The organism is Marivirga arenosa (assembly GCF_030503895.2).
Classification (GTDB): domain Bacteria; phylum Bacteroidota; class Bacteroidia; order Cytophagales; family Cyclobacteriaceae; genus Marivirga; species Marivirga arenosa.
In genome coordinates, this window is the sequence record NZ_CP129970.2 from 2,105,392 (window position 1) to 2,127,288 (window position 21,897).

At 34.2% G+C, this 21,897-nt stretch carries 23 protein-coding genes; 16 read left to right on the forward strand and 7 right to left on the reverse strand.

Annotated features, from left to right (window positions below):
- The first annotated feature begins 114 nt into the window (after nt 1–114).
- Both aspS and QYS48_RS09330 read left to right on the forward strand, forming a co-directional pair.
- The gene (gene aspS / locus QYS48_RS09325; protein ID WP_308355672.1) at nt 115–1,860 is read left to right on the forward strand and encodes an aspartate--tRNA ligase; all 1,746 of its coding nucleotides are present in this window, start codon (nt 115–117) and stop codon (nt 1,858–1,860) included.
- A 100-nt stretch (nt 1,861–1,960) separates the two neighbouring features.
- Nucleotides 1,961–2,656, forward strand: coding sequence for a hypothetical protein (locus QYS48_RS09330; RefSeq protein ID WP_308355673.1), 696 nt, complete (start codon nt 1,961–1,963; stop codon nt 2,654–2,656).
- Here the strand turns inward: QYS48_RS09330 and QYS48_RS09335 are convergent.
- The 4 genes from QYS48_RS09335 to QYS48_RS09350 form a co-directional block, all read right to left on the reverse strand.
- Nucleotides 2,604–3,347, reverse strand: a complete 744-nt coding sequence (locus tag QYS48_RS09335; protein WP_308355674.1) for a ZIP family metal transporter — start codon at nt 3,345–3,347, stop codon at nt 2,604–2,606. The genes QYS48_RS09330 and QYS48_RS09335 overlap by 53 nt on opposite strands.
- A complete protein-coding gene (locus QYS48_RS09340; RefSeq protein WP_308355675.1) occupies nt 3,344–4,084 on the reverse strand; it encodes a class I SAM-dependent methyltransferase in 741 nt (246 codons plus the stop codon). The genes QYS48_RS09335 and QYS48_RS09340 overlap by 4 nt, the downstream gene beginning before the upstream one ends.
- Nucleotides 4,084–5,124 (reverse strand): FAD:protein FMN transferase, encoded by a 1,041-nt coding sequence (locus QYS48_RS09345; protein WP_308355676.1) that lies wholly within the window; start codon nt 5,122–5,124, stop codon nt 4,084–4,086. The genes QYS48_RS09340 and QYS48_RS09345 overlap by 1 nt, the downstream gene beginning before the upstream one ends.
- A gap of 111 nt (nt 5,125–5,235) precedes the next feature.
- Nucleotides 5,236–5,421 (reverse strand): hypothetical protein, encoded by a 186-nt coding sequence (locus QYS48_RS09350; RefSeq protein WP_302122749.1) that lies wholly within the window; start codon nt 5,419–5,421, stop codon nt 5,236–5,238.
- A 151-nt stretch (nt 5,422–5,572) separates the two neighbouring features.
- Between QYS48_RS09350 and QYS48_RS09355 the strand changes: the two genes are divergently transcribed.
- From QYS48_RS09355 to QYS48_RS09400, 10 genes are all read left to right on the forward strand, one after another.
- Entirely contained in the window at nt 5,573–7,033 is a 1,461-nt protein-coding gene (locus tag QYS48_RS09355; RefSeq protein ID WP_308355677.1) for a BatD family protein, read from the forward strand.
- Nucleotides 7,034–7,056: 23 nt separating this feature from the next.
- On the forward strand, nt 7,057–8,133 hold the full coding sequence (aroC, locus tag QYS48_RS09360; protein WP_308355678.1) for a chorismate synthase: 1,077 nt from the start codon (nt 7,057–7,059) through the stop codon (nt 8,131–8,133).
- Entirely contained in the window at nt 8,133–9,581 is a 1,449-nt protein-coding gene (locus tag QYS48_RS09365; RefSeq protein ID WP_308355679.1) for a dicarboxylate/amino acid:cation symporter, read from the forward strand. The genes aroC and QYS48_RS09365 overlap by 1 nt, the downstream gene beginning before the upstream one ends.
- 25 nt (nt 9,582–9,606) lie before the next feature.
- The gene (locus QYS48_RS09370) at nt 9,607–10,203 is read left to right on the forward strand and encodes a NifU family protein (protein WP_308355680.1); all 597 of its coding nucleotides are present in this window, start codon (nt 9,607–9,609) and stop codon (nt 10,201–10,203) included.
- 104 nt (nt 10,204–10,307) lie between these two features.
- The gene (locus QYS48_RS09375; protein ID WP_308355681.1) at nt 10,308–10,730 is read left to right on the forward strand and encodes a VOC family protein; all 423 of its coding nucleotides are present in this window, start codon (nt 10,308–10,310) and stop codon (nt 10,728–10,730) included.
- Nucleotides 10,731–10,787: 57 nt separating this feature from the next.
- Nucleotides 10,788–11,450: an ATP-binding protein gene (locus tag QYS48_RS09380; protein ID WP_308355682.1), complete on the forward strand. Its 663-nt coding sequence runs from the start codon at nt 10,788–10,790 to the stop codon at nt 11,448–11,450.
- Nucleotides 11,451–11,562: 112 nt separating this feature from the next.
- Complete coding sequence (locus tag QYS48_RS09385; RefSeq protein ID WP_308355683.1) at nt 11,563–13,716, forward strand: TonB-dependent receptor; 2,154 nt, start codon at nt 11,563–11,565, stop codon at nt 13,714–13,716.
- 25 nt (nt 13,717–13,741) lie between these two features.
- Nucleotides 13,742–14,395, forward strand: a complete 654-nt coding sequence (locus tag QYS48_RS09390; RefSeq protein ID WP_308355684.1) for a hypothetical protein — start codon at nt 13,742–13,744, stop codon at nt 14,393–14,395.
- Between the two features lie 201 nt (nt 14,396–14,596).
- Complete coding sequence (locus QYS48_RS09395) at nt 14,597–15,529, forward strand: sensor histidine kinase (RefSeq protein ID WP_308355685.1); 933 nt, start codon at nt 14,597–14,599, stop codon at nt 15,527–15,529.
- Nucleotides 15,526–16,281, forward strand: coding sequence for a LytTR family DNA-binding domain-containing protein (locus QYS48_RS09400; RefSeq protein WP_308355686.1), 756 nt, complete (start codon nt 15,526–15,528; stop codon nt 16,279–16,281). Before QYS48_RS09395 ends, QYS48_RS09400 begins: the two co-directional genes overlap by 4 nt.
- A 14-nt stretch (nt 16,282–16,295) precedes the next feature.
- Here the strand turns inward: QYS48_RS09400 and QYS48_RS09405 are convergent, their stop codons facing one another.
- From QYS48_RS09405 to queA, 3 genes are all read right to left on the reverse strand, one after another.
- Nucleotides 16,296–17,036 (reverse strand): porin family protein, encoded by a 741-nt coding sequence (locus tag QYS48_RS09405; protein ID WP_308355687.1) that lies wholly within the window; start codon nt 17,034–17,036, stop codon nt 16,296–16,298.
- Nucleotides 16,985–17,707 (reverse strand): bifunctional demethylmenaquinone methyltransferase/2-methoxy-6-polyprenyl-1,4-benzoquinol methylase UbiE, encoded by a 723-nt coding sequence (gene ubiE, locus QYS48_RS09410; RefSeq protein ID WP_308355689.1) that lies wholly within the window; start codon nt 17,705–17,707, stop codon nt 16,985–16,987. The genes QYS48_RS09405 and ubiE overlap by 52 nt, the downstream gene beginning before the upstream one ends.
- A 118-nt stretch (nt 17,708–17,825) precedes the next feature.
- Entirely contained in the window at nt 17,826–18,872 is a 1,047-nt protein-coding gene (gene queA / locus QYS48_RS09415) for a tRNA preQ1(34) S-adenosylmethionine ribosyltransferase-isomerase QueA (RefSeq protein WP_308355690.1), read from the reverse strand.
- A gap of 99 nt (nt 18,873–18,971) precedes the next feature.
- Here queA and QYS48_RS09420 point away from each other — a divergent pair, with 99 nt between their 5' ends.
- From QYS48_RS09420 to QYS48_RS09435, 4 genes are read left to right on the forward strand one after another with little or no spacing between them, the layout of a single operon-like run.
- Nucleotides 18,972–20,219 carry an ABC transporter permease gene (locus QYS48_RS09420; protein WP_308355691.1) on the forward strand — a complete coding sequence of 416 codons (1,248 nt, stop codon included), beginning with the start codon at nt 18,972–18,974 and terminating at the stop codon, nt 20,217–20,219.
- A gap of 24 nt (nt 20,220–20,243) precedes the next feature.
- On the forward strand, nt 20,244–20,777 hold the full coding sequence (locus QYS48_RS09425; RefSeq protein ID WP_302102222.1) for a hypothetical protein: 534 nt from the start codon (nt 20,244–20,246) through the stop codon (nt 20,775–20,777).
- Nucleotides 20,778–20,784: 7 nt separating this feature from the next.
- Nucleotides 20,785–21,237: a nucleoside deaminase gene (locus QYS48_RS09430; protein ID WP_302102221.1), complete on the forward strand. Its 453-nt coding sequence runs from the start codon at nt 20,785–20,787 to the stop codon at nt 21,235–21,237.
- A 40-nt stretch (nt 21,238–21,277) separates the two neighbouring features.
- Nucleotides 21,278–21,883, forward strand: coding sequence for a superoxide dismutase (locus QYS48_RS09435; protein ID WP_308355692.1), 606 nt, complete (start codon nt 21,278–21,280; stop codon nt 21,881–21,883).
- Nucleotides 21,884–21,897 lie beyond the last annotated feature (14 nt).

Consider the following 21,897-nt stretch of genomic DNA (forward strand, 5'->3'; position numbering starts at 1 on the left):
CCGCTTTTTTATTTTTAGGAGAAACTAAATGTAAATTCACTTCTAAAATCCTCTTCAACAATTAGCCTAATTGCTTACCTTTGCCCTGAATTTTAATTAAGCAGACATTTTATCATGCATAGAACACATCATTGCGGAGAGTTAAGAATTGAAAATAAAGATCAACAAGTTGTATTAAGCGGTTGGGTTCAACGTGTCAGAAATAAAGGTGGATTATTATGGATTGACTTACGTGACCGTTATGGAATTACTCAACTTCTTTGTGAGGAAGGGAAAACGGATGAGGAAATCCTTAAAGTAGCTCGTAAAGTAGGACGTGAATTCGTTTTACAAGCAAAGGGAAAAGTACTAGAAAGATTCTCCAAAAATGATAAAATGCCAACTGGTGATATTGAAATTTTTGTAGAGGAATTAAAGATTTTAAATGCTGCAAAAACACCTCCATTCACCATTGAAGATGATACAGACGGTGGTGAGGAATTAAGAATGCAGTATCGTTATTTAGATTTAAGAAGACCAACTGTCAGAGAAAAACTGAAGTTGCGACACCAGTTAATGCAGGCTACCAGAAGATTTATGGATGGTGCGGGCTTCTTGGAAGTAGAAACACCTGTATTAATCAAATCAACTCCAGAAGGCGCAAGAGATTTTGTAGTGCCTTCTAGAGTGCATGAAGGAGAGTTTTACGCATTGCCACAATCACCTCAAACTTTTAAGCAGTTGTTAATGGTTTCTGGTTTTGATAAATATTTCCAGATCGTGAAATGTTTCCGTGATGAAGATTTAAGAGCTGATCGTCAACCTGAGTTTACCCAAATAGACTGTGAAATGTCTTTCGTGGAGCAAGAAGACATCTTAAACACTTTTGAAGAGATGGTAAAATATCTATTCAAAGAAGTGAAGGGTGTTGAAATAGGAGACTTTGAAAGGATGGACTATGCAAAGGCAATGAAACTTTATGGTTCTGATAAGCCTGATATTCGTTTTGGGATGCCATTTGTAGAATTAAATGAATTCGCTCAAGGAAAAGGCTTTAATGTTTTTGATCAAGCAGAATTAGTAGTTGCGATTAATGTTGAAGGTGCAGCAGATTATACACGTAAGCAACTAGATGCTTTAACAGACTATGTGAAGCGTCCTCAAATTGGAGCGAAAGGCTTAGTATATGTTAAATGTAATGAAGATGGATCTTTTAAATCTTCAGTGGATAAGTTTTACAGCCAAGAAGACCTTAAAGAATGGGCTGAGGCAGCAAATGCCAAAGCAGGTGATTTACTTTTAGTATTAAGTGGAGAAACTGCCCATACAAGAAAAGCTATGAATGAGCTTAGACTGAAAATGGGAAGCGATCTCGGCTTAAGAGATAAAAATGTATTTAAGCCACTTTGGGTTCTTGATTTTCCTCTTTTGGAATGGGATGAAGAAACAGAGAGGTTCCATGCTATGCACCATCCATTTACCAGTCCAAAACCAGAAGATATGGAATTGATTGAGACTGATCCAGGAAAGGTAAGAGCGAATGCATATGATATGGTTATCAATGGAGTTGAGATAGGAGGTGGAAGTATTAGAATTCATGATAAAGCGCTTCAACAGAAGATGTTTAAAGCATTAGGTTTTACAGAAGAAGAAGCTCAAAAACAATTTGGGTTCTTGATGGAAGCATTTGAATATGGAGCTCCACCCCATGGAGGTATTGCATTCGGATTTGATAGACTATGCGCTATGTTTGGTGGTTCTGATTCAATTCGCGATTATATTGCTTTCCCTAAAAATAATGCGGGTAGAGATGTAATGATTGATTCCCCTGCTACTATATCAGCGGAACAATTAGAAGAATTGCATTTGAGTATAAAATAATAATTAATATATTGTTCATCAGTTTAAATTTAACTGCAATAATTAGCCAGTCCGTTGGCTGGCTAATTATTGATTTATTATTACCGAATACCTCTTTAAATTGATTGAACACACCTATATTGAGTTTTTAGGATTAGAATTAGCAGATCCTTTAACATTTGTCAGTGATATTTTGATGGCTAGCTTTTGTGCTTTCTATGGTCATAAACTTTTTCATGAGCATAAAGCGAAGTATGCTAAACTTGCCTCTTTCTTTTTCCTATTTCTGGCTTGTTCTTCCTTTTTAGGAGGTAGTTCTCACCTTTTTGATCTTTATTTGGGGAAAACTCCTCACTTAATTGCATGGACAGTTCAAGGAGTTTCCATTTTATTATTTGAATTAGCTAGTCTTAAATTGCTAGCAGACTCCAAGTTTAAAATTTTCTTAAGAGCTGCGATTTTTGCTTTCTTTGGAATATTCATTTCTCAAATATTTTTTATTCAACATTTTGATGTAGTCAAAATGAATACCAGTATTGGGTTATTAGGGGTGGTTTCAATCATCCATATTTATAAATATTTTCAAGAGAGGAATAGAGCGTATTTAAATGTACCACTTGCTATTATTCTATTTGCTGGCCCTGCCTTAATCCATAGTTTTGGCATCAATTACAATAAATGGATTGATCAGAATGTAATAAGCCATATTTTGCTTTTACCTTGTTATTATCTTCTTTATACGGCTGTTAAGCAAGTTTCTGTTTTTAAAATGAAATCTCAGCTAATACGGCAACCATTGCCCCTAGAAGAGAAATAAATAGCTTTTTAAAGTTAAAACTATGGTCTGGACTGCTTTCAAAAAAGATAGTAGTTGAGATGTGTAGGAAATTACCAGATACTAAAGCGAATAAAATTATAAACACCTTATCAGAAAAAATCTGACTATCGTGAAGTAGGTGGCTTAAGCCTAATCCCGCAGGGCTAGCCAAACTGAAGATGATTAAAATAATAACCGTTTTCCATTTTATTTTCAGGTGGCATATCAGAACTGACATTAAGGCAAAAGCTGCTGGCATTTTATGCATTAAAATTCCTAAAAATATAGAATACGAACTTTCATTTGAATGTATAGTGTCAGGATGAGCTAATAGAGTTCCCTCCAGAAATGCATGTATAAAAAGTGCGATTAATAAGCCAAGCCATTTATTTCTACCATGATTATGATGCTCTTCCATATTATGTAAATGGCCATGCTCTACTCCTTCAGAGAAATATTCTAAAATCACTTGGATAAAAAAGCCAGCCAATACAAATAAGCTAATAAAAGGAATGTCTTTACCTTCAGTAAATATTTCAGGTAAAATATGAATAACAGTTACTGAGAATAAATATGCACCTGCAAAAACTAAGGATAGTTTAAAAAACTGAGTTTTAATTTTAGGTATAAAAAACACCAAGTAGCCAGCTGCAAAAGTGAGCACAAAAAGTATTATAGAATTTACAATCATAGTTTTTTACAAATAAATATCATCCTGTCTGAGGAATCTTGATCATATGGTGATAGCGCATAATCACCTAAAGTTTCCAAGGGCATTAAATTCGCATTCCTGAAATATTCTAAAAATTTAATCCTTCTTAAAACAGTTAGCTTTTCTTCAAAACAGTATTTTTTTTCTTCAGAATCGAATTCGATTTTCTTAATTAAATTTTCACCCTCTAAATGCTTTTGAATTTTGAATGCAGTGCCATCAATTATTTTAACCTCTTCAGATTCAAGTTCTTTAATTACTTTATATGGATTTAGAAAGTCTAACACTAAAATGCCTTCTTGTTTCAGTGCTTTTGTAATAGCATTAATGGTATCCTGATTTTCTGAATCATTTTCAAAATATCCGAAGCTGGTGAAAAAGTTAAAGGCATAATCAAAAGATTCCTCTTTAAAGACTTTTCTCATATCGTGGAGATGGAAATGCAATTTATCATTTTCAAGCTTTTTTGCTTCATTTATATTGTTATCAGAATAATCAATACCCTCAACTTTACACCCTAACTTGTTCATGTAAATAGCATGTCTGCCCCTTCCACAAGCAACATCTAATATTTTACTTCCTTCTTTTATATTTAAATGATAAAAGAGATTTTGAACGAATTCCTTGGCCTCATTTTCATCTCTTTCCACATAAAGTTTATGGTAAAATGGCGAATTGAACCAATTGTAAAACCACTCGTTTTTTTTGGGAGACATTATTCAGTGATCAGGTTTTGGCTTAAATTTTCTGTACTGAATTGCTTTAAGTCGCCATTTTCATCTTCATAGATAAAGAATGCTTTTAAGTGTTTTTGTTTTTTTAAAATTGTTTTGGCCTTTTCTAAACCGGTAACCATAAATGCGGTTGACCAAGCATCAGCTTCCATACAGCTTGGCGCAACTACAGTAGCACTTATTATATCCCTTTGAATCGGGTATCCTGTTTTAGGATTAATGCTATGGCCATATTTTTTACCTTCATGAACAAAAAACTTTCTGTAATTTCCCGAAGTAGATATGGCTTCATTTTCAAGTTTAATAATCGCTACTCTTTTTGAGCTTTGATTTTGCTCTTGTTTTGGATCATCAATACCAATTGCCCATAAATCTCCTTTTTCATTTTTTCCAGCAACTCTTAACTCTCCTCCTAGCTCAATCATCATATTTTCAATACCTTTTGATGTGAGATAATCATATACAACATCTATAGAGTAGCCTTGTGCAATAGCGTTGAAATCAAGAGAAACTTTATCCTTTGTTTTAATCACTTGTTTTTCGTCAAATTCAATAAGGTCGAAGCCAACATATTGTTTTATATCTTCAATTTTACTGCTATCTGGAAAATCAACTGTTTTAGGTCCGAATCCCCAGGCTTCGATTAAGGGATATACAGTAGGATCGAAAGCACCTTCTGAGGCTTTATATATTTCTTCAGATTTCTTTAAAACGGGATAAAAGAATTCACTTTTATAAGTTAAGCTGTCATTTTCATTGAATTCAGCAATTTCGGAATTGCTCACATAAGTGGATAAGCTCAAGTCAAACTGATGAAGAATTGAATCAATATCATTTTTTAAATTTCTTTTTTTAGGATCTAAATAGTTGATGTTATAGGTAGTTCCTTGAGCATCACCTGCTATAAAAAAATATGCCTCTTGGCTTTCCTCATCCTTATCATTATTTCTGAAAAACCATACAGCAGCAACAAGTGCAATTAGTATCAGTGAATAGATTGAGTTTTTTGTTCTGTTTGTCATCTTTGAATGATTTGAAGCAAAATTAAATTAAATGCAACTCAATTGCGAATAGATTGAGTAATTTTATGAAGGGAAATAAAAAAGCCTCCTTAAGTGGAGGCCATCTATATATTAAGCAGTTTGAAAATGTTTGTTTAAAATATCATGGTACATCGAACTAAAATTACGATAACACCAATCTTTTAAAATGTTTAGCTCATGTTCAACTAACAGAGCAATAGCTTTGGTTAATTCTTTTTCAAATAATCTTCTATCGAAACTTACTTTTGAAAGAATTGATTTAACGTAATCTAACATAGCTATTATGGTTTGAGTTGTAGAAAAACTTAATTAAAAGAACTTACTTTTTTAAAGTATCTGAAAATACTAAAATTTTATAAAAATCGAAAATTAAACACTAATTTTAACGTTCGATTGTGTAAAGTATTTGACAAGAAATACGAGGAAGATGATGACAAGGTTATTTAAAATTTTACTATTATTTTTTATCACATTTTTATCAGCTGCAATAGCTCAATCTCAGGATATTTCTATTGAATTAGGTCCTGATGAAATAGCGTTAAATGAGGCTTTTACTATTACTATTAAAGTGGAGGGAGAGACTTTGAAATCGTATGATAAGTTTCCCGATATAGAGGGGTTGGTGAAAAGAGGAACCTCCAGCAGTTCATCGACCAATATTTTTAATGGTCAGGTTACTAGAAGCCAAAGTATTACGCAAACTTATATTCCTGAAAAACAAGGAATCATCAATATCAGACCATTTAATATTAATGTGAATGGGAAGGTTATTAGCTCCCCAGGAAAAAGTGTGAAAGTAGGGCCAGCAAAACAACAAAATAGAAATCGTAGATACGATCCCTTTGGAAGCGATCCCTTTGAAGACTTTTTTGGGAGAAGGGATGAACCTGAAGAATTCGTGGATTTAAAAGAGGATGCATTTTTTGCGTTGACTACTGATAAAAATGAAGTTTATGTAGGGGAAGGAGTAAATACAACTTTAGCATTTTATGTCTCTACTGAAAATAGAGCACCTCTTCAATTTCATGATCTTACCAATCAGTTAACAGATATTTTAAATAAAATCAGACCTAATAATGTGTGGGAAGAGAATTTTAATATTGAGAATATCTCGGCTGAGCCTGTAAACATAGGAGGAAAAAGATATAGTGTCTATAAAATATTTCAAGCTACCTTTTTTCCATTAGGTGCACAGGATATCGAATTTCCGAGTGTAGGACTGGAAATGATAAAATATAAAGTAGCTAAGAATAGAAGTTTTTTTGGACAAAATAGAAAAGAAAGTTTCAAGACCTTTTATTCTAAGCCTAAAAAAGTAAAAGTGAAGCCTCTTCCAGATCATCCTTTGAAGGATCAAGTTTCGGTTGGAAATTATAAACTATCTGAAAAAATCAGTTCTACTGAATTAAATACGGGAGAAAGCTTTCAATATGAATTTAGAGTTAGAGGAATTGGTAATATTTCAGGTATTGCTGAGCCTCAAATTAGTAAAGAAGAAGAGCTGGAAGTTTATTCACCTAATATAACGGAAAATATAACCCGTGGAGGAGTGTCAGTAACAGGTTCTAAAGCATTTAACTATTATGTCATTCCTAAAGAGCCAGGTGAATACGATCTGTCTGATTATTTTCAATTTATATTCTTTAATACGGCTACAGATAAATATGATACTTTAAAGTCTAGATATAATTTGAACATTAAAGGAGAAAGCATGGCCAATGTAAATATAGAACAAGCTTCATCTGATGGATTGTTTTATGATAGGATAGGTGAGGTTTCAAACGATTTACAGTCGTTAAAAGCCACTGATGTGTGGAAATGGGTATTTAATATATTTCTTATAGTCGCTTTTTCAGTTTCATTGTTCTTCTTGCTGAAAAAATCCTAAATTGCGCTTCAATTTTTAAATAAATGAGCAATAGTTTCGGGAAAATCTTCAATATCACTACCTATGGTGAGTCTCATGGCGTTGGAATAGGCGTTATTATTGACGGCTGTCCAGCAGGAGTTGAGATTGATGAGAATTTATTAAAAACCGAAATGCAGAGAAGAAAACCTGGCCAATCAAAAATCACAACACAAAGGAAAGAGGAAGATGAAGTTGAGATTTTGTCAGGTGTTTTTGAAGGACTGACTACAGGTACACCTATTGCACTGAGCATAAGAAATACTAATCAAAAAAGTAAGGATTACTCTCATATAAAGGATAGTTACAGACCATCTCATGCTGATTTTACTTACCAGGAAAAATATGGTGTTCGAGATTATAGAGGGGGTGGAAGAAGTTCTGCCAGAGAAACAGCCGCTAGGGTTGCAGCAGGAGCTATTGCAAAAATGTATTTAAAGAAATATGGCATTGATATTTCAGCTTATGTGTCTCAGGTAGGAAGTTTAAAACTTGAGAAGCACTATTTAGAAATGGATTTAAAACTAGCAGAAGAGAATATAGTTCGTTGTCCTGATCCTGAGATGGCTGAAAAAATGATACAGCATATTGATGAAACACGCAAAAATCGTGATACCATAGGTGGGATTGTGAGTTGTGTGATAAACGAAGTGCCAATTGGATTAGGAGAACCAGTTTTCGATAAGCTACATGCAGTGCTAGGGCAGGCAATGTTAAGTATTAATGCTGTAAAAGGATTTGAATACGGTAGTGGTTTTGAAGGAGTGAAAATGTATGGATCTCAACATAATGATGCATTTCAATCTGAGGATGGGAAAGTAACCACTTCAACTAATCATTCCGGAGGTATTCAAGGAGGAATTTCGAATGGTCAAGATATTTATTTTAATGTAGCTTTTAAACCCATTGCTACTATCATGAATGATCAGGAGAGTATAGATAAAGATGGAAACAAAGTGACAGTAAAAGGAAAAGGAAGACATGATCCATGTGTAGTGCCAAGGGCAGTGCCTATAGTGGAAGCCATGGCTGCTTTAACGATTGCTGATTTCATGTTAAGGGCTAAAACGAATAAAATTTAATGAAGAAATTACCATTACATATCAGAATCATAATTGGTCTGATTTTAGGGATTATTTGGGCATTTATTTCTAGTTATTTAGGCTGGAATCAATTTACTATTGATTGGATTGACCCATTTGGAACCATATTCATAAGAGTGTTAAAGGCTATTGCAGTTCCATTGGTATTGCTTTCTATTATTAGTGGTGTATCCAGCTTAACTGATATTAATAAATTAGGAAAGTTAGGACTCAAAACCATTGTTTTCTACCTTATGTCAACAGTTGTTGCTGTTGGTATCGGATTAACGCTTGTGAATGTAGTTAAGCCTGGCAAATTTGTAAATGAAGAACAAAGAGTTAAAAACAGAATTAAATATGAACTTTGGGTTAGTGAAAATCCTGATGTACCACAGCCAAAGGACGGAAGATCTTTCTTAAAAGAGCAAAAATATCAAGATTTGGTTAATTCTGCTATGAAAGAAGGGACTTTAGATTCATTGAAAAATACAGAAAGTTCTAATGAAAGGGTAAATCAGCTTTCTAAATCTGCAGATCAAACTAAAAATCAGGGACCATTGAAATTCTTTGTGGATATGGTTCCAGAAAATGTATTTGGGGCTTTCAGCAGTAATGCTAACATGTTGCAGGTTATTTTCTTTGCAATATTTTTTGGAATATGCTTAGCAATGCTTCCTAATAGAAAAGTAAGTGGGGTAATCGATTTTGTAAACGGTGCGAATGAGGTTATCCTTAAGATGGTGGATATCATCATGAAAGCGGCTCCGTTTTTCGTATTCGCTTTGTTAGCCGGAGTGATCGCCAAAATGGCGGATACACCAGCTCAGGTTTTACAGATCTTTAAAGGCCTAGGAAGTTATTCAATTACCTTATTAGTGGGTTTACTGTTTATGATATTTGTGCTGTATCCATTGATTGTACATGCGTTTATCAAAAAACTTAGCTATAGAGAATTCTTAAAAAGAATAAGTCCAGCTCAATTCTTGGCATTTTCTACTTCCAGTAGTGCTGCAACACTTCCTGTAACTATGGAGTGTGTAGAGGAGAATATGGGAGCCTCAAAGAAGATAAGTAGTTTTGTACTTCCTATTGGAGCTACAGTGAATATGGATGGTACAAGTATGTATCAAGCCATTGCAGTTGTATTCTTAGCTCAGCTGCATATGGTTGATCTAACGTTAGGACAGCAATTAACCATTGTGTTAACGGCTACTTTAGCATCCATTGGTTCAGCTGCTGTTCCTAGTGCTGGTTTAGTAATGATGATTATCGTATTAAACTCTGTTGGATTGAATCCAGCATGGGTAGCGATCATCTTCCCAGTAGATAGAATTTTGGATATGTTTAGAACCGTAGTGAACGTTACTGGCGATGCTACTGTTTCTACATTAATTGCGAAGTCTGAAGGTGAACTAAAAGTGCCAAAAGACGTTCCAGCAAATAAATAAATTAAAAAAGACTTAAAAAAATAAGATGAGTACGCAGACACAACAACCTGTTACCATTTATATGGAAGCAAATCCGAATCCTAATTCATTAAAATTTGCTACCAACCAAATGTTAGTTCCTGAAGGTGATTCATTTGATTATCCTTCTATAGAAGATACGGCTCAAGCTCCCTTAGCAAAGATTTTGTTTGAGAAAGAGTATGTAGACAGAGTTTTTTACATGAGTAATTTCGTAACGGTTACAAAAAAACCGGAATACGAATGGGTGGAAATTCAAAATGAGATAAAAGAGGTAATCAAAGAATTCTTAGAATCAGGAAAGCGCGTAATTGAATTACAACCTAAAGATTTATTCGAGCAACCTAATAATAGTGAAAATGCAGAGCTTGAAGAGCAAATCAAAAATATTCTTGAAGAATATATCAAGCCAGCAGTAGAACAAGATGGTGGTGCTATTTCTTTCCATTCTTATGATAAGGATAATCAAAAGGTGAAAGTCTTATTGCAAGGATCTTGTAGCGGATGTCCATCTTCAACTATTACATTGAAAGCTGGGATAGAAAATCTATTGAAAAGAATGCTTCCAAATGATGTGAAAGAAGTAGAAGCAGAAGGCGTTTAAGATATTTCTTATAACATTTAAGCAGTCATTTGATTAGTATTTAATCTATGACTGCTTTTTTAATTACCATTTTTGATTATTCACTTCCTTAATATTCTAGACCAATGAAAAATATTAGACCTTTCCATGTTGCATTTCCTGTAACTGATTTACAGGCCACTCGCCAGTTTTTTGAAGAAAAGTTGAATTGTAAAATTGGTCGCACTTCTGAAAGATGGATTGATTTTGATTTGTATGGCCACCAGATTACCGCTCATCTTACGGATGAAGCCATTCAAGAACCAGCTGCAAACCCAGTTGATGGAAAGTCAGTACCCATCAAACATTTTGGTGTTATTTTGGAATGGGAGCAGTGGCACGAGCTAGCAGATAGATTGAAAGCTCAGAATACCGAGTTTGTAATTGAACCCTATATAAGATTTAAAGGCGAAGCAGGAGAACAAGCGACTATGTTTTTCTTAGATCCTAGTGGGAATGCTTTAGAATTTAAATCTTTCAAAAAGGATGAAAGTATATTTGCATCCTAATTAATCAAGCATTCTTTTAAGTCTACTTTTACAGTTTACAGGTACCATACTTTAAACATGGAACTCAAAGATTTATACCGTTTAGTTAGAAAAGGAGAGGGGGATACCCTTGAATTTAAAAGGAAAGCTTCGCATCCTGAGAAAATTGTGCGTGAGTTTGTGGCCTTTGCCAATACTAATGGTGGTGATATATTAATCGGTGTAGATGATAATGGAAATATTCCAGGGGTAAAATATGCTGATGAAGAAATTTATGTTCTCAATAAAGCATTGGCAACATTGTGTAAACCTCGTTTGAAATATGAATACTATATAATTCCATTAGATGAAAATGAGGAAAGATCAGTAGTGCATTATTCTGTTCCAGAAAGTAAAAAGAAGCCGCATTATGCTTTGCCGGATGAAAAGGCAGATTGGGGCAAGGCCTATGTAAGGCTAGCTGATAAAAGTATTCAAGCTAGTAAGGAAGTGAGAAATGTCATCAAGTTTTCTCAGAGAAAGAATGGAAGAGTACTCCAAATACAAGAAAAAGAAAGGCTATTGTTAGAGTATTTAGGACAGAATGACTTTATCACGGTTTCTAAATTCCAGGAAATCTCTAAACTCAATCGATATAAAGCTTCAAGGGTTTTGGTGAATCTTGTTGTGTCTAACATTTTAAAAATAAACCCGTCTGATAAGCAGGATACTTTCAGTATGGTTCCCATTTCCCTAGATTAATAAAAAATTCAGTTCTAAGATTCTACAGTTCATCCTTATAATCTGTAGCTTCGGTAAGTATTAATTTAATTACCGCATTTCATACCGCAATTTTGAATAAAACATCAACGGTATGAAAACTTTAACCACACTAACTATCATAATATTATTTCCTTTTTGTCTGTTAGGACAAACCATTATAAAAGGAAAAGTAACCAATAAAAATAATGAAGCCCTACCTGGGGTTAATATTTTTATTGAGGGAACTTATGAAGGAACTTCATCTTCTGTAAATGGAGAATTTCAATTTCAAACAGAATTGACAGGCTCCCATCAATTAGCATTTCAATCAGTAGGCTTTAAAAAAGAATTGCACACGGTTTCACTTGAAGGAAATGAAATAGTAATTAATACATCATTAAAAGAAGCTATTGACCAAATGAAAGCTGTAACCATTACTGCAGGAGGAATGGAAGCTTCAGATGTAAAAAAGGCCGTAGTTTTAAAACCAATTGATATCGTTACTACGCCATCAGCAATTGGCGATATCGTAGGAGCTTTCCAAACTTTACCAGGAACCAGCAATGTGGGTAATGATGGAAGATTGTTTGTTAGAGGTGGTGATGCGTCTGAAACCGCCATTTTTATAGACGGCTTGAAAGTAAATAATGCTTTTGGTACCACTGCTAACAATGTACCTAGTCGGACTCGCTTTAGTCCTAATATGTTTAAGGGTTCATTCTTCTCAACTGGAGGATATTCAGCTGAATACGGGCAAGCATTATCCTCTGCATTAGTTTTAAACAGTATTGATATGCCAGTGAGAAGTCAGGCAGATATTAGTCTGATGTCTTTAGGCGGTGGTGTTTCCCAAACATTGGTAGGTAAAAGAAACAGTATTAGTGCTAATGCAAACTTTTTTGATTTAGGGCCATATCAGAACCTTATCAATCAGAATTTTGATTGGGAAAGAGCTCCTCATAGTTGGGATGCTTCAATATTAGGGAGGCAACAATGGGGGAATAGCGGAATGCTTAAAGCATTTTTTCAAACAGAATCAAGTGGGATGGAGATTTGGCAAGCTGAGCCAGGTGAGCTTGGTAGAGGTGATTTAATAAAAATTAATAATAACTATAATGTAGGGCAGCTATCATTCAAGCAAATTAAGAATGAGGAGTGGAGTTTTAAAGGAGGATTAAGCTACACACTGAATAATGATCAATTTGATTTAGGCGGATTGAAAGTAGAACAAAAAACACAATTATTTCATGCTAAAGGGGTAGCTATTCGCGATTTCTCTGATGCATTTTCAACTAAAATAGGTGTTGAGACTTTTTGGAATAAATATGATGAGGCCTTATTAGATGAGAATCAAAGTAGAGGTTTTGAAGATCCACAAGCTAATGCATTTGTAGAATCTGATTATTATATCAGCAATGATTTAATATTAAGAGGAGGTTTAAGAGCAGGCTACAGCAATCTCATAAATGAGCAATGGCTAGATCCAAGAGCTTCATTGAGTTATAAATTTCAACATGAAGGTCAAATATCATTGGCGTATGGAAAATTCAGTCAGTTAGCTGAATCTAAATACAGAGTTGTAAATAATAGCATAGGAAATACTGAGGCTACTCATTATATATTAAACTATTTTATCCATAAAAATAGCAGAACTTTTAGAGCTGAGGCTTTCCACAAGGATTATGATAATCTTTTGACGTTTGATGGAGCAGACATGAACCTATCAAGCATCAGCCTAAATGGTTTTGGAAAAGCATCAGGCTTTGATGTATTCTATAGAGACAGAAAGAGTATAAAAAATACTGACTTTTGGATTACCTACAGTTTTGTAGATTCAAAAAGGAAATTTGCTCATTATGAATCTGAAGTACAGCCATCTTTTGCTCCAAAGCATAATGCCTCTTTAGTTGTAAAGCATTTCGTATCTTCTCTAAACTCTCAATTTGGAGGCTCATTTTCTGTAAATGATGGCTTTGCTTATACAAATCCAAATTTTGAAGGCGAGCAAAATCAGAGAACTAAAAGTTTTCAGTCTTTAAGTTTATCATGGAGTTATCTACCTAAGCCAAATCTTATTATACATTTTGCCTGCAATAATGTACTAGGAAGAGAAAATCAGTTTGGATTTGATTATGCCAATCAAGTCAATGAACAAGGTATTTTTGCTTCATCTCCAGTTGGTCAAGCTGCACCAAGGTTTTTATTCTTGGGAGTATTCTTAACCCTTTCAACAGACAAAAATGCTAATCAATTAAATAATTTATAATCGTCAATCTTTAAAATTAGAAATCATGAAAATTAAATTCACACTAATCGCACTTTTATTTTTATTGTCAAATATCACAATGGCTATTGATCCAGCCTATGTAAATGCAATGCAGAAGCAGTTGCAAGCCTTGGGGAATGCTGAAAGTGCAGCTGAATTTCAGTCTGTAGCAAATGGCTTCAGCCGAATTTCGCAAATGAATCAGGATGAGTGGTTACCTGACTACTATACTGCTTTAGCCTATACCAATGCTGGTTTCATTCTTAGAGGAAATCCTGAAGAGCAGGATAAGAACTATGATATTGCAGTTAAAACTATTCAAGATTGTATCAATAGGAATGGTGAAAATGCTGAATTAATAGCCTTAAAAGGATACGCTATGATGGGCCAATTATCAGTTGATCCACAGACTAGAGGACAACAACTTTCAGGTTTAGTAATGCAAACATTTGGAAGAGCTTTAAAATTAGAGCCTGAGAACCCTAGAGCAATGTCATTAATGGCTCAAATGCAATTAGGGATGTCACAATTCTTTGGAGAAGGACCAGAAAAAGCTTGTGGAATCGCAAAGCAAAGTTTGGAGTATTTTGGAAAAGAAGAAGCGCAAGAAACGGATAATCCTTTGCTTCCAAGATGGGGTAAAGAATCAGCTCAAGCCGTTCTGAAATCATGTGAATAATTTATGGCATCTACTAGAAATTAGTTTTTCTAGTAGATGCTTTCCTTCAATACTGTATATTTGGATTAAAGAATAACCATGGCAAGCAAACATTATACATACCCCTTCGGGAGTTTGGTCAATTTCATAAAGCTTAATTTAGGGATATCGGTAGTGCTTGTTTTTATTTTTTGTCCAACATGTTTTTTCAAGTTGGATCAAATGAAAAACTTACTTCCAAGTTTTATCAATTCTTTTCTTTTATCTTCCTCTCTTTCTTATGGTGGTTTTTTAGTAGATAGAATATTTGATAAAAGATTTTCTTGGGTGGAAAAGCCGCTTGTCAGACTACTTGCAACTTTAGCCACTTATACTCTATATTCATTCGTTGCGAGTTTTATTGTCATTACAGCTTATGTATGGGTAAGAAACCCACAACTTTCTTTTAAAGAACTAAATTTGCCATATTTTGCATCCGAAGCTGTTTCACCAATGATTATTGCCGTAACAGTGAATGCAATTTTTACTACTCGCTCTTGGCTTTTTGAATGGCGTAAATCTGTTTTGGAGGCAGAGCAATTAAAAAGGGCTGTTCTGGCAGGTCAAAACCAGTCCTTAAAAGATCAGTTAAACCCACATTTTCTTTTTAACTCGCTAAATACGCTAAGTAGTTTGGTTTATGAGAGTGCTGAACGATCTGATAAATTTATTCAAAGCTTGTCTAAAATTTATCGATATGTATTGGAAGTTCAGCAAGAGGAGTTAGTGAGCTTAGAAAAGGAACTAGGTTTTGCTAAAAATTACCTTGAACTACAGAAAATACGCTTTGAGGATAAAATGATATTCGAAATCTCAATTTCCTCAACAGCAGGAAAAAATTTACCTCCATTATCATTGCAATTATTACTAGAAAATGCAGTAAAACATACAGTAGCTACTACCAAAAATCCGCTAAAAATTAAAATTACAGAGGAAGATGAGTTTTTAGTAGTTAGAAATAATTGGCAACCTAAAAAAGAAAAATTGGATGGGGTTGGAATAGGCTTGGAAAATATTAAAAAGCGCTATCAGCTTTTAAGTGACAAAGCTCCAATCATTTCTCAGGATGAAAATTTCTTCACAGTTAAATTACCATTATTAAATATATCAGAATGAATATTTTAGTTATAGAGGATGAAAGACCGGCAGCGACCAGAATCATTAAGCTGCTTAATGATTTAATTCCTGAAGCTAGTATTCATGGACACTTTGATACTATTGTTGATTCTGTTGATTGGTTAAGTTCCAACCCAGCACCAGATTTAATAATCAGTGATATCGAGTTGGCAGATGGGCAAAGTTTTGAAATTTATAATCAGGTAAAAACCAATAGCCCAATCATTTTCACAACTGCTTATGATCAATTCGCAATTAAGGCATTTAAACTTAATTCTATTGATTATCTGTTAAAACCAATCGATCCAGAGGAGTTAGGTCAAGCTATTGAGAAATATAAAAACAATACTAATAAGCCTGCTACTGTTGATTTGAATATGCTGCAAAGTTTATTAAAGAAAGAGAGTAAACAATATAAGGACCGCTTTATGGTGAAAGTAGGTGAGAAGATATACAGCATTAACTCTCAAGATATTTCTTATATCTACAGCGAACAAAAAGCAACTTTTCTTCAAACGCAAGGAGGTAAAAAATATATTGTAGATTACACATTAGATCAACTAGACTCAGATTTGAACCCAGATCAATTTTTCCGTTTAAACAGAAAGTACATCACAAGTTTAGGAGCTATTGATGAAATAATAACCTACTCCAATAGCCGATTAAAGATTAAACTTAAAAATTGTGAGGATAACGACATTATTGTCAGCCGTGAAAAAGTGAATGCCCTTAAAAGCTGGCTAGATCAATAGTAAAAAAAAGAAGCTTACTGGAACTGGAAGTAAATAGAAACACTGTTCGTAACAAGCTCATTTAGTGGACTGCTATAGCTATTTTGTCTTGAGTACAAAGCATTTGTCAATCCTCTTGAGAACCTAATTTCTGGCGAAAATTTAAAAAGTTCGTAATAGATATCCACTCCAAACCCTACTTCTAATGCTAAATTAAAGGTGTTGATTAGCAAAACATCTTCCTTAATTTCAGAGGGTCTTTTACCACTAACCTCAAAAGAAGGCTTTGCGCCTCCAATCATATAAGCCCTAAAATTCTTTCTTCTTTGAGATTTATATTTTAATAAAAGAGGTAATTCAGCATAGAAGGCCTCTTTCTTTCCTTGAAAAGTAACTTCTTCAGCTTGATCGTATGTATTATAATTCAGAGTATATTGATACAAACCAACACCAGGAAGTGTTCTTAAATCTAAATATTGTGCAAGGCGTAAGTTAACAATAAAACCTACAGTAAAACCAGGCGAGCTTTCAGGAATTACAGAATGAAGAGAATCAAATTGATTGCTTAGATAATCTTCATTATACCTTACTTTCATATTAGCAGTATGCCCACCAAGGTAAAAGCCGTAATGAATCAGCGCATCATCATAGTTAGGGAGGTTTTCTTTTTCATAATACTGAGCCTTCGCCTGAAAACCAATAAACCCTAAGAGTATAAAAAGAATTACTTTATTCCTGTGTAAATTGAGCTGATGCCTAAAGTTAATGGTTTGCATTCTGTATTTTTAAAGCCAATCTTATCTAAAATAGCAGTAAAATCTTTACCATCAGGAAATGATTTCACAGATTCAGGTAGATAAGTATAAGCCGCATTATCTTTTGAAATTGTTTTGCCTAAAGTAGGTAAGATATTTTTAAAATAGAAATTATATAACTGTTTAAATGGGAAGCTCTTAGGTTTTGAGAATTCCAAAACCACTACTTTTCCTCCAGGTCTTAAAACCCTATTCATTTCAGCTAAGCCCTTTTCTAAATTCTCGAAGTTTCTTACCCCAAATGCAACGATGATCGCATCAAACTTATTATCTTCAAATGGAAGGTTTTCAGAGTCTCCTGAAGTTAATGTGATTCTGTCATCAAGCTTTCTCTTCTTCAGTTTTTCACGACCTACGTTTAACATACCTTCAGAAATATCCACACCAGTAACGTGATCAGGATTTAGTTTTAGAGATTCAACAGCAAAATCACCCGTACCTGTAGCAATATCTAATATCTGCTTAGGCTGAATTTCTTTTAATAATTTTATTGCTTTTTTTCTCCAACGGATATCAATTCCAAGGCTTAAGAAATGATTAAGGAAATCATACTTGTGGCTAATGTTATCAAACATATCAGCCACTTGTTGCTTTTTGCTGGTTTCCTTGTCTTTATAGGGTAAAACTGTCATCTAATAAAATGTTTGCTTAATCTGAACGGCTAACAGCGTGTTTTGAAGAAATGTTTCTGATCTACTAAAATAAAAACTGCTATGCAGTATAGTTGCATAGCAGTTTGATGTAAGTATTTTATATAATTAACATAGCATCCCCATAAGAAAGGAATCTATATTTATTTTTAATGGCCTCTTGGTAAGCATTCATTACGTTTTCATAACCTCCGAAAGCACATGCCATCATTAATAATGTTGATTCAGGCATATGGAAATTTGTTAATAATGCATTACAAATTTTAAATTCGTAAGGAGGGAAAATGAAACGGTCAGTCCAGCCTTCATTTTCTTTCAGTCTGTTATTTGCTGTAACTGAAGATTCCATTGAACGCATAGCTGTAGTTCCTATCGCACAAACCCTTTTTTTATTGTCGAGAGATTCATTCACTAGCTCAGCAGTTTTAGCTGGAACTTTGAAGTTTTCTGAATCCATTTTGTGCTTGGTAAGATCCTCAACGTCAACAGGACGGAAAGTTCCCAAACCAATGTGTAAAGTGATAGGGCTAGTCTTGATGCCTTTTAACTCCATTCTTTTTAATACCTGACGAGTGAAGTGCATACCTGCAGTTGGTGCAGCTACTGCTCCTACTTCCTCAGCATAAATAGTTTGGAATCTTTCTCTATCCGCTTCTTCCACTGGTCTCTTGATGTATTTTGGAAGAGGAGTTTCTCCTAAAGAGTCTACTAATTTGTAGAAATCTTCGTCTTCACCATCATATAAGAATTTGATAGTTCTTCCTCTTGAAGTAGTATTGTCAATAACTTCCGCTACTAACTCACCATCTCCAAAATACAGCTTGTTTCCAACACGAATTTTTCTTGCTGGATCTACTAAAACATCCCACAAGTGCATTTCTTTATTAAGTTCTCTTAATAAGAAAACCTCAATCTGAGCACCTGTTTTTTCCTTGTTTCCATAAAGGCGAGCTGGGAATACTTTGGTGTTATTGGTAACCATAATGTCACCTTCATCAAAGTAGTCAACTATGTCTTTAAAAGTTTTGTGTTCAATTTCTCCGGTATCTTTGTGCAAAACCATTAGTTTTGCTTGATCTCTGTCTTCAGCCGGATGTTGTGCCACTAATTTAAGTGGTAAGTCGAATTTGAATTCTGATAATTTCATACTTAATATTACGGTATTAAGTTATTAGGTTTAAATTTAAGAGGGCAAAGTTAATAATAGTTTTCGGAATCTTGTAGCTTTATATTTTTATATTTACATATGATTTACTTTCATCTACTTCTGGAGAGCTTTCGATTTGCGATAAGTGCATTAAGAGCCAATCTGCTAAGAACCATTTTATCACTTTTGGGTGTAACAGTGGGTATTTTTTCTATTATAACAGTATTTACTTTGGTAGATTCTTTAGAGAAAAATATTAGAGATAGTTTAAACTTTTTAGGAGATGATGTGATTCGAATTGAAAAATTCCCTTGGATATTTGAAGACAATTATCCTTGGTGGAAATATGTAAACAGACCAAAAGCTGAATATAGCGAATATCAGTTCCTAAAAAATAATTCAAAAGAAGCTAGTGCGGTTACCATTTTTGCTGAAAGATTTGGCGTTACGGTAAAACATGAAAGCAATAGCTTAAGTGGTGCAATAGTGTCAGGTATTGCTTATCAGCATAAAGATGTCTTTGAGATACCAGTTGAAAAAGGACGTTATTTCGGACTTCAAGAAGTAGAGAAAGGAGCAAATGTATCCATTATAGGTGCAGAAGTTGCCAATACACTATTTCCATTAACGGATCCCGTTGGTAAAGAGATAAAACTAAGAGGATTAAAATTTAGAGTAATTGGAGTGATGGAAAAACAAGGGGCAAGTGTAATTGATGCCCCTAGTGCTGATGACTTCTGCTATGTTCCCTACAATACCTTTTTCAAAATGTATTCAGGGCAAGGGAATTTTGGGGTTGAATCAATCATTGCATTGAAAGGATATCCTGAGGATGAAGGCTTGAAAAATTTAGAAGGTGAAATTACTGGTTTACTTAGGCAAATCAGAGGATTAAGGCCAAGAGAAGACACAAACTTTGCAGTAAATAGACCAGAAGCTTTTGCAGATGTAATTGGCTCAATTTTCAGTGTTATCTCCTTAGCAGGATGGGTGATAGGTAGTTTCTCTATACTTGTCGGAGGATTTGGAATCGCGAATATTATGTTTGTATCCGTTAAAGAAAGAACGAATATTATCGGCATTCAAAAATCATTGGGTGCGAAAAATTTCTTTATTCTTTTTCAGTTTTTATTCGAAGCTGTTTTCCTCTCAGTTTTAGGTGGGATGTTTGGATTGCTATTGGTTTACCTATTGAGTTTTGTATCATTAGGAAGCCTTGACCTTTCTTTATCCTTTTCAAATGTTATATTAGGAGTATCAGTATCCGTTATTATCGGAACAGTTTCAGGTATTGTACCAGCTGGAATGGCATCGAAACTTGATCCTGTGATTGCAATTAGGGCATAATTATTTCACTCAAAATTATATTAAATGATTAAATCAATAGGTTTAATACTATCGTTCTTACTTTTTTTTCAAGAAACGACATTTAAAAAGCAAAAGCTTACCGATTATCTTTCAATGGAGGTTTCCACTGAGTTAAGAGAAATGACACAACAAGAATTATCATCTAAATTCTTGGGCGCTAGAATTCCAGATGTGGCTATGACGGATGCGCAGTCAGGGGTAGAATTTACCATTACCGCTTCATCCACTTTTTGGCAAGAAGGAGATGTAGCCTTATTAAAGGATTTTTATGATTCTAGTATTCCACCTTTATTTAAGCAGATTGACTTTTCTCAAAAGGAATTGGTGACAATAAATGATAAGCAATTTGCAGCATATCAATTTGACGGTAAACCAGCAAATGAAAGAGGTAGTGGTTCAGAACAGCGGTATACTTATTTATTATATACCATTCATAAAAACGGTTTAGTAACTATTAGCTTTTCTTGCCCTCCATATTTAAAGTCAAAATGGGAACCAATTGCTCAAAAAATGTTTGGATCCGTTAAATTTCGTTAAACATAAAATGGAACTGACCGTTAATTCTGACGAGCACTTTATGAGGGAAGCCATCCGACAAGCAGAAATTGCTTTTGAGGAAGGTGAAATACCTGTGGGTGCTGTAGTTGTTTGTCAAAAGAAAATTATTGCGAAAGCGTATAACCAAACTGAAAGGTTGAATGATGTAACGGCTCATGCAGAAATGATTGCCATTACCTCCGCTGCAAATCATCTTGGTGGAAAATATCTTAAGGATTGCAGTCTTTATGTGAGCTTGGAACCTTGTGGTATGTGTGCTGGTGCTTTAAATTGGTCACAAATTGATCACTTGGTTTATGCTTTGTCTGATGAGAAAAGAGGTTACAATAAAATTAATCCTAATATGATTCATCCGAAGACAACTGTTAAAAGCGGCCTATTGGCAAACGATAGCAAAAAGCTCTTGGATGAGTTTTTTGCTAAATTACGTAGTAAGTAGAATTTTTTAATAAATGTTTAACCAATAATAAATAAATATTATGGCTTTTGAATTACCAGCATTACCATATGCTAAAGATGCTTTAGAACCAAATATTGATGCTAAAACTATGGAGATACACCATGGTAAGCACCATAATGGATACGTTACGAAATTAAATGCTGCCGTTGAAGGTACTGATATGGCAGGAAAATCATTAGAAGATTTATTAAAAGAAAATAGTGATAATACTGCAGTTAGAAATAATGGCGGTGGTCATTATAATCATTCATTATTTTGGACAGTAATGTCTCCAAATGGTGGAGGTGAACCTTCAGGTGCTTTAGCTGATGCTATCAATGATGCTTATGGTTCATTTGATAAATTTAAGGAAGAATTTTCAAACGCTGCTGCAACACGTTTCGGTTCTGGATGGGCTTGGTTATGCGTTCACAAAGGTGGAAAAGTTGAGGTTTGTTCTTCAGCCAATCAAGATAATCCAATCATGCCTAATGTAGGTTGCGGTGGAACTCCAATCTTAGGATTAGATGTTTGGGAACATGCTTATTACTTAAACTACCAAAACAGACGTCCTGATTACATTTCAGCTTTCTTTAATGTAATCAATTGGGAAGAGGTTTCTAAGAGATACGAAGCAGGTAAGTAATAATTACCTGAGTT

Coding starts and splice junctions, on each gene's coding strand:
- QYS48_RS09425 (WP_302102222.1), top strand. CDS start 20,244: ATGATTAAATCAATAGGTTTAATACTATCGTTCTTACTTTTTTTTCAA.
- QYS48_RS09390 (WP_308355684.1), top strand. CDS start 13,742: ATGAAAATTAAATTCACACTAATCGCACTTTTATTTTTATTGTCAAAT.
- queA (WP_308355690.1), bottom strand. CDS start 18,872: ATGAAATTATCAGAATTCAAATTCGACTTACCACTTAAATTAGTGGCA.
- QYS48_RS09365 (WP_308355679.1), top strand. CDS start 8,133: ATGAAGAAATTACCATTACATATCAGAATCATAATTGGTCTGATTTTA.
- QYS48_RS09420 (WP_308355691.1), top strand. CDS start 18,972: ATGATTTACTTTCATCTACTTCTGGAGAGCTTTCGATTTGCGATAAGT.
- aspS (WP_308355672.1), top strand. CDS start 115: ATGCATAGAACACATCATTGCGGAGAGTTAAGAATTGAAAATAAAGAT.
- QYS48_RS09355 (WP_308355677.1), top strand. CDS start 5,573: ATGATGACAAGGTTATTTAAAATTTTACTATTATTTTTTATCACATTT.
- QYS48_RS09370 (WP_308355680.1), top strand. CDS start 9,607: ATGAGTACGCAGACACAACAACCTGTTACCATTTATATGGAAGCAAAT.
- QYS48_RS09435 (WP_308355692.1), top strand. CDS start 21,278: ATGGCTTTTGAATTACCAGCATTACCATATGCTAAAGATGCTTTAGAA.
- QYS48_RS09380 (WP_308355682.1), top strand. CDS start 10,788: ATGGAACTCAAAGATTTATACCGTTTAGTTAGAAAAGGAGAGGGGGAT.
- QYS48_RS09385 (WP_308355683.1), top strand. CDS start 11,563: ATGAAAACTTTAACCACACTAACTATCATAATATTATTTCCTTTTTGT.
- QYS48_RS09400 (WP_308355686.1), top strand. CDS start 15,526: ATGAATATTTTAGTTATAGAGGATGAAAGACCGGCAGCGACCAGAATC.
- QYS48_RS09430 (WP_302102221.1), top strand. CDS start 20,785: ATGGAACTGACCGTTAATTCTGACGAGCACTTTATGAGGGAAGCCATC.
- QYS48_RS09335 (WP_308355674.1), bottom strand. CDS start 3,347: ATGATTGTAAATTCTATAATACTTTTTGTGCTCACTTTTGCAGCTGGC.
- QYS48_RS09395 (WP_308355685.1), top strand. CDS start 14,597: ATGAAAAACTTACTTCCAAGTTTTATCAATTCTTTTCTTTTATCTTCC.
- ubiE (WP_308355689.1), bottom strand. CDS start 17,707: ATGACAGTTTTACCCTATAAAGACAAGGAAACCAGCAAAAAGCAACAA.
- QYS48_RS09340 (WP_308355675.1), bottom strand. CDS start 4,084: ATGTCTCCCAAAAAAAACGAGTGGTTTTACAATTGGTTCAATTCGCCA.
- aroC (WP_308355678.1), top strand. CDS start 7,057: ATGAGCAATAGTTTCGGGAAAATCTTCAATATCACTACCTATGGTGAG.
- QYS48_RS09350 (WP_302122749.1), bottom strand. CDS start 5,421: ATGTTAGATTACGTTAAATCAATTCTTTCAAAAGTAAGTTTCGATAGA.
- QYS48_RS09405 (WP_308355687.1), bottom strand. CDS start 17,036: ATGCAAACCATTAACTTTAGGCATCAGCTCAATTTACACAGGAATAAA.
- QYS48_RS09375 (WP_308355681.1), top strand. CDS start 10,308: ATGAAAAATATTAGACCTTTCCATGTTGCATTTCCTGTAACTGATTTA.
- QYS48_RS09345 (WP_308355676.1), bottom strand. CDS start 5,124: ATGACAAACAGAACAAAAAACTCAATCTATTCACTGATACTAATTGCA.